Annotated in this window: 7 protein-coding genes; 4 read left to right on the top strand and 3 right to left on the bottom strand. The window is 39.1% G+C overall.

Features of this window, described 5'->3' with window-relative positions:
* The 4 genes from REI64_RS17310 to recG all read left to right on the top strand — a co-directional run.
* A partial coding sequence (locus REI64_RS17310) for an OmpA family protein (protein ID WP_308851407.1) occupies positions 1-165 on the top strand: 165 nt, incomplete at its 5' end.
* Positions 166-296: 131 nt separating this feature from the next.
* Complete coding sequence (locus REI64_RS17305) at positions 297-677, top strand: RidA family protein (protein WP_308851405.1); 381 nt, start codon at positions 297-299, stop codon at positions 675-677.
* A gap of 2 nt (positions 678-679) precedes the next feature.
* Positions 680-1,591 carry an EamA family transporter gene (locus REI64_RS17300; RefSeq protein ID WP_308851404.1) on the top strand — a complete coding sequence of 304 codons (912 nt, stop codon included), beginning with the start codon at positions 680-682 and terminating at the stop codon, positions 1,589-1,591.
* Between the two features lie 86 nt (positions 1,592-1,677).
* The gene (recG, locus tag REI64_RS17295) at positions 1,678-3,789 is read left to right on the top strand and encodes an ATP-dependent DNA helicase RecG (RefSeq protein WP_308851403.1); all 2,112 of its coding nucleotides are present in this window, start codon (positions 1,678-1,680) and stop codon (positions 3,787-3,789) included.
* Between the two features lie 98 nt (positions 3,790-3,887).
* On the opposite strand, the gene REI64_RS17290 is transcribed toward recG, so the two are convergent.
* From REI64_RS17290 to REI64_RS17280, 3 genes are all read right to left on the bottom strand, one after another.
* Entirely contained in the window at positions 3,888-5,090 is a 1,203-nt protein-coding gene (locus tag REI64_RS17290) for a DUF763 domain-containing protein (RefSeq protein ID WP_308851402.1), read from the bottom strand.
* Between the two features lie 97 nt (positions 5,091-5,187).
* The gene (locus tag REI64_RS17285; RefSeq protein WP_308851401.1) at positions 5,188-5,703 is read right to left on the bottom strand and encodes a GNAT family protein; all 516 of its coding nucleotides are present in this window, start codon (positions 5,701-5,703) and stop codon (positions 5,188-5,190) included.
* Between the two features lie 125 nt (positions 5,704-5,828).
* A complete protein-coding gene (locus tag REI64_RS17280; protein ID WP_308851400.1) occupies positions 5,829-7,064 on the bottom strand; it encodes a serine hydrolase domain-containing protein in 1,236 nt (411 codons plus the stop codon).
* Positions 7,065-7,148 lie beyond the last annotated feature (84 nt).

Here is a 7,148-nt window from a genome sequence, read left to right as displayed (position 1 = left end):
TTATCTAAAGACAGAGCTAACTCTGTTAAAACTTACTTAGTAAACTCTGGCGTTAGCGCTAGCAGTGTAGTTACTAAAGGTTTTGGCGAAACTAAACCTATTGCTTCTAACGATACAGAAGAAGGTCGTATCCAAAACCGTCGTGTTGAAACTTCAAGAAACTAAGCTTTCTTAAAAGTATAACATTATAAAAAAAGTCCCGACATAGCGTCGGGACTTTTTTTTATGCCTAAATTTGTATATGTAATTTAGTTGTTCTGCGGAGGGCGGCTAATCTTAATCAATATAAAAATCAAATGAAAAAAGTTATTTATACCTCTAATGCCCCAGAACCAATTGGTCCATACAGCCAAGCTATTGTTGCCAACGGTTTCTTATTTGCCTCTGGACAAATAGCCATTAACCCAGAAAATAGCGAGTTGAACAATGCAACTTTGGAAGAAGAAACTCATCAGGTGATGCGTAATATTAAAGCAGTTTTGGTGGAGTCTGAATATGAGTTTGAGCATATCATTAAAACAACTATCTTCTTATCTGATATGTCCTTATTTGCACAAGTGAATGAAATTTATGGTTCATACTTTAAGAGCGATTTCCCTGCTAGAGAAACGGTGGCTGTAAAGGGTTTGCCTAAAGGGGTTAATGTAGAAATTTCTATAACAGCATTTAAAGGATAGCCTTGGCAACAAGTAAATCAAAGTATTTATTTTCTGGAGTTTTGTCTGCAGTAATTTGGGGTTTCTTTGCCATTCCGTTAAGAAACCTCAAAGCTTATCCCTCGGAGCAGATTTTATACTATCGTATTTTCACCTCTTTGGTAGTCATTTGGTTAGCGATATTCTTGTTTCGAAAAAAAGAACTAAAAAAGGACATCAGCTATTTCAAACAGATTCCTGCTCGCGAAAGACAGGTTGTTATGAGCCAAATTGTTGGTGCAACAGTGCTGCTAGTACTCAACTGGTATACATTTATTTATGCTATCAATAATGTCAGTATTAAATCGGGAGCTTTTGCCTACATGGTTTGTCCATTAATTACTGCATTTGGCGGTTTCATCATACTGAAAGAACACCTTTACAGAATTCAAGTTATTGCCTTGGTATTGGCCACGGTTAGTATTTTGATGTTAGCTACCGGTTCATTGTTAGAGGTAACTTGGTCGGTGGGCATTGCAGCGCTTTATGCTTTTTACTTAATCATACAGCGTAAAATGCAAAACTTAGATAAGTTGAATGTGTTAGCGGTACAAATTTCTATTGCAGTACTATTGATGTTGCCTTTCTTCTTATATCAACATACAGGACTGCCGTTGGAAACTGGCTTTTGGCTAAATGTCACATTAATAGCAATACTGTTCACAGTCATTCCTTTATTTTTAAGTTTATTCGCCTTGGTTGGCATTCCATCTTCTACCCTAGGCATTATTATTTATATCAATCCTATCATTGCTTTTACGGTAGCCATTATTTATTTCAAGGAGAAGATAGACCCACATCAGTTAACGGCTTATTTATTACTGCTATTTGCCGTTTTTCTATTTAATTGGAACATGATTAAACCATCATGGGCATACCGTCACAAATCGAAATGAATATGCTCATGATAGCTTCATTACCATTAAAAAGAAATTATATACTGATGAAAGATATGCTTACTTTTAAAAGAAAATAGTACGTTTTGTTTGCTTCTAATTTAGAAACACCTCTTGTTTATTTGAAGGGCGTAGGACCTAAGCGTGCCGAGTTGTTACAGAAAGAGCTCGGGGTTCTTACCTACGAGCAACTTTTACATCATTATCCATTTAGGTATATCGATAGAACTCGTTTCTATAAGGTTAGTGAGCTAAATCCTGATATGCCCTTGGTGCAAGTGATTGGAAAAATCATGACCAAGGAAACCATCGGGGAGAAACACAAAAAAAGAATGGTGGCAAGGTTTGCCGATGAGACTGGAACGATGGAGCTGGTTTGGTTCCAAAGCTTAAAATGGGTAGAGGAGAATATCTATAGAGGCAATACTTACATCGCCTTTGGCAAACCAAATTTCTTTAACGGAAGTTTTAGCATTTCCCATCCAGATTTAGAGACTTACCCCCGCCAAACTTCTGGCGGAGTAACGGGCAATTTAACCTTGCAGCCTATTTACAATTCTACCGAGAAACTTAAAAAGAGTTTCTTAGATAGTAAAGGAATCCAGAAACTGATTTACCAAATTCTCGAACTTCATGTGAACGAAGTAAGGGAAACCTTACCAAAATACATCCTAGAAAAGTATAAGCTGATTGGTAAAAAGGAAGCGATAATTAACATACATTTTCCTGCAAATACAAATGCCTTACAACAGGCTGAGCGCAGGCTAAAGTTTGAGGAGCTGTTTTTTATTCAGCTGCAGTTACTACACAGTAAACATCTACGAAGCCTAAAATTTAAAGGAGCTGTTTTTAGCAACGTTGGCGAGCGAGTAAATAAATTCTATAACGAAATTATCCCCTTCGATTTAACGAATGCACAGAAGCGAGTAGTTAAAGAAATTAGAATTGATACCCAACGTGGAGCCCAAATGAACCGCTTGGTACAAGGCGATGTAGGTAGTGGAAAAACCGTGGTAGCGCTGATGAGTATGTTGTTGGCCAACGATAACGGTTGCCAGGCTTGTATGATGGCACCAACGGAAATTCTAGCTCGTCAGCATTATGAGTCGCTGGTGGGGATGTTGAAAGGTGAGTTGGTTAACGTAGCAATTTTAACGGGAAGTTCTACCAAAAAACAACGTACAGTGTTGCATCAGCAACTAGAAAGCGGTGAGATAGATATTTTAGTAGGTACTCATGCGCTGATTGAGGATAAAGTTCAGTTCAAGAATTTAGGTTTGGTGGTAATTGACGAACAACATCGTTTTGGAGTAGAGCAACGAGCCAAACTTTGGAGAAAGAACGTAGTGCCGCCGCATATTTTGGTGATGACAGCAACACCAATACCACGAACTTTAGCCATGACTTTATACGGCGATTTGGATGTTTCTATCATTGATGAGTTGCCTGCCGGAAGAAAGCCGATTGAAACACTCCACTTTGTGGAAGGTAGGCGGATGCGCATGTTCGGTATGATGAAGGAGGAAATTGCGAAAGGTAGGCAGGTGTACATTGTTTATCCATTAATTAAGGAAAGCGAAAAACTAGATTTACTGCATTTGGAAGCAGGGATTGAACAGTTGAGTTATCAATTCCCACGGCCACAATATCAAATTAGTATTGTGCATGGAAAGCTGAGCAATGCTGATAAAGCTTACGAAATGCAACGTTTTATTGAGGGTAAAACACAAATTATGGTGGCCACTACTGTAATTGAAGTTGGCGTAAATGTGCCAAATGCCTCAGTAATGGTGATAGAAAACGCGGAGCGATTTGGGCTTTCTCAATTACATCAGCTACGCGGAAGGGTTGGTCGTGGGGCAGAACAGTCTTTTTGTATTTTGATGTCGAAGGATAAGTTAAATCCTACTTCTAAAAAACGCTTGGAAACTATGGTGCGCACCAATAATGGTTTCGAGATTTCAGAGATAGATTTAGAATTGCGTGGCCCTGGAGATATTACTGGTACCATGCAAAGTGGAACGGTTGAACTAAAAGTAGCCGACTTAGTAAAAGACCAAGTGATTTTGCAAGAGGCAAGAAATACCGTGATTGAGATTTTAGATAAAGACCCTAATGTTGAAAATCCTGAAAATAACTTGTTGAAGAGTTTTTTGTCGAAGAAGAATGTGGGTATTAGTTTCGATAAGATTTCTTAAGGCCTCTTCGTCATTGCGAGGCACGAAGCAATCTTAAAGCGATTAAACAGCTAAAGTTGTAAGATTGCTTCGCAAAGCTCGCAATGACGACTAGATGCTTACCCGAACAAATCCAACTGATTACTAGGTTTCTTCGCCTTCCCAAAAACTGTTCTGCCGCCATACTTCCATGAATTTGCTCGTTCTTCAGCTATCAGTTCATCCAAATTTCCATTAGGGATGAAATCTTTTTCTATCCGAGCAGCAATTTGCGAAAGAGATTTAATTGCTTGTGCTTTATCTGAGTTTCCAATCTTAGATTTCTCAATAGCATCGTTCAAGGTCCTTATCGTCTCATCGTAAACATCAACTGGAACAGGGAAGGGATGCCCATCTTTGCCTCCGTTGGCAAATGAAAATCTGGCTGGGTCTTTAAAACGATATGGAGCACCGTAAATTACTTCGCTCACCAATGCCAAAGATTGCAGCGTTCGTGGTCCTAAACCTTCCAGAAGCAGCAACTCGTCGAAATTGGAAATGTTGTTGTTTTGTGCCAGCCATAAGATAGAACCTAAGCGTTTTAAGTCTACGTCTTTGGCTTGCACATCGTGATGTTTGGGCATTACCAATTTGCTAATTTCTGCCAGCATTTTCTGCGGTGGTTCAGCCATCATTTCCAACATCGATGCCTTAATAGGTTGTGCTTTTTTATCGGTGAGATTTAAGATTTTCCCCTGATTTTGTCCATAAATGAAGGTGTGTGGCGCATCTGTAAACGACTGCACATTTGCCGAATGCCAATGGTATCTACGAGCAGTGGAGCTAGCATCGCTCATACCTTGTTGTACTACCGTCCAATTGCCTTCGGTGCTTACAATAAAGTTGTGTTGGTAAAGCTGAAAACCATCTTGAATAGCGGTGTTATCTACCTTTGCAGAAAGCTTGCTGCTACGAACCAAGGTGTCGCTATCAAGTCCGTTAAGCTGTGCAAATTTTGTAAGTTCTTTTGGCGTTTCTTTGGAGAGTTTTCCCTTACCACCACAAACATATAAACCAAAAGTAGCCGCGTTTGGATTGATGGCTTTTTTTAAAGCGCCCATTACAGAAGTAGTAATTCCCGACGAATGCCAATCCATTCCCATTACTGCTCCTAAGCTCTGGAACCAAAACGGACTGCTCATCCTACTCAGGAAATCATCTTTGCCTTTGTTGGACAAAATCTGCTCCGTAATTGCCAAGCCCAATTTAGCCATCCGCTCTGCCAACCAAGGCGGAACAGCTCCATAATGTAAAGGTAAATCGGCTGTGCCTGCTCTTTTCATTTGCTAACAAATTTAGCAAAATAAACGTGTTTTAGAAGGAATAATTTCGGAAGTGTTCAAAAAGAAACAAAGTCTTCAGTTGGGCAAGCAGTAAGTACTAATCGTTTTTGAGCTTCGAATAAATATCTACACTTAAGAATTTACCATCTTTTATTTCGCATTCTCTCATAGTGCCTTCCAGTTTGAAATTCAGTTTTTCGATTGCTTTTTTACAGCTACTATTCTCGCTATCTACAAAGCCTTCAATTCTATTTAAACCAAGCGTTTCGAAACCATAGTTGCAAATTAATGGGAATGCTTCCTGCATAATTCCTTTGCCCCAAAACTCAGGGAGCAACCAAAATCCTATTTCTGCTTTTTTGTGTTGTTTGTTAAGATTGTTAAATCCGCCAGCGCCATAGAAAGTTTGCGCATCTGTAGAGCAAATAGCCCACCAAATGCCAGTTTCATTTTCTTCTAGTTCTCTGTACCAAATCATTTGCTCCTCAGTAGCTTCCAACGAATGAAAATTGACACCATAGAATTTTATCACATCTGGATGCGAAAGGCCTTTGTAGATGTTTTCTTTGTCTTCTGAGATTATTTGTCGTAAAAGGAGCTTATCTGTTTTCATCACGCTTAAGTACATTGTTTGATTAGGCTTTTTTAATAAGACTTACGAAGTTTAACTTTTGTATGCTATTATTTTTAATGGTAAAGTTGAGGGCTTCGCCGTTTTAAAACTTCGTAAGTCTGAGGTTAATCCTCATCTGTACCGGGCGCTGCGCCAGCGCCACTATAAGCACCTTTACGTATAATCGGAATCTTTAAATATTTGTACAGTTCATCTAGCTGCATTAAACTGCCGTTGGTAAGGTTGCCAAGAAAAACCACTACAATATCTTTATCTAAATCGCGAACATAAATATGGCGGAAACCATGCCACCAACCCGTATGATAAGCCACTTTTGCCTTGCCTTTTTCTTCGAACAAACGCCAGCCATAGCCGTAATTAAAATGACCTTTTATCGGTTTGTTACGGCCAACGTAGCTAGAATCTAAACTCGAATTTTTAAGTAATCTTTCGTTACGCAAATACTTATCGAAAAGTACCAAATCATGGACGGTGCTGTAAATCCCTTTATCGCCAACGGGGCCATCCAAGAAATTTTGAACCACCGAATACTTAAAATTGTTACGGTCGTGACCAACAACATCAACTGGAATTTTTTCGTATTCAGCTTTAGAATAAACATGCGTGTTTTTCATCCCGGCAGGTTTAAAAATATGTTCCATCATGTACTGCGAATAACGCATTCCGGTCACTTTTTCTATGATAGCTCCCAAGACCATATAGTTAGAGTTGTTGTAGTGAAAAAGCCTATCTGGCTTGGTATAAGGGCTCGGCTTTCTTTCAGCAATTACCTGCATTACCTCCTGGTTGGTTACGCCTTTTTTCATATTGCGTTTTTCCTTGCGCCAAATATCGTCTATGAAATAAACGTAGTTCATCATGCCGCTGCGGTGTGGTAGTAAAAGCCTCACCGTAATTCCATCGTAAGGAAAATTAGGAAAAAACTTTTTCACATCATCGTCTAGGTTCAGTTTTCCGGCTTCTACCAATTGCATAATTGCAGTTCCGGTAAAAGTTTTGGTAATAGATGCCAGCTCAAACTCCGAATTTATTTTTAAGCTATCGCGATGCAGATAATCTGCCCATCCCAAAGCGCCTTGATAAATGATTTTACCCTTTTTAGCCACCAACGCATTCCCATTGAAACGATATTTTTTGTGCAGGTTGCTCATGAAATCCGCAATCCATTTATCCTCTTTTTTCCTGTCGTAAACTAACGACAAACTATCAGCCTTATCGTCTTCAGGCTTCCTAACTTTTTTGTCTTCGGCAACTTTCTTCTCTTTTTCTTCCTTGCTGGTGCAAGCGTTTAAGGCAAATATGGATAAGGTTATAGCGGTTAGGAGTATTCTGATTTTCATGTAGTATATTAACTGTTTTTTGGTCACATGGAATTAGCCATTGTACGTTAGTAACAAAAAATTACTATTGTAACCGGCTCATTT

Origin of the sequence: Pedobacter sp., assembly GCF_031119335.1 — a bacterium.
GTDB lineage: Bacteria > Bacteroidota > Bacteroidia > Sphingobacteriales > Sphingobacteriaceae > Pedobacter.
This window is presented reverse-complemented; position numbering and strand designations above follow the sequence as displayed.

What these genes read in the sequence shown, in the direction of transcription:
- REI64_RS17285 (WP_308851401.1), bottom strand. Translation starts at nt 5,703, where the DNA reads ATGAAAACAGATAAGCTCCTTTTACGACAAATAATCTCAGAAGACAAA.
- REI64_RS17280 (WP_308851400.1), bottom strand. Translation starts at nt 7,064, where the DNA reads ATGAAAATCAGAATACTCCTAACCGCTATAACCTTATCCATATTTGCC.
- REI64_RS17305 (WP_308851405.1), top strand. Translation starts at nt 297, where the DNA reads ATGAAAAAAGTTATTTATACCTCTAATGCCCCAGAACCAATTGGTCCA.
- REI64_RS17290 (WP_308851402.1), bottom strand. Translation starts at nt 5,090, where the DNA reads ATGAAAAGAGCAGGCACAGCCGATTTACCTTTACATTATGGAGCTGTT.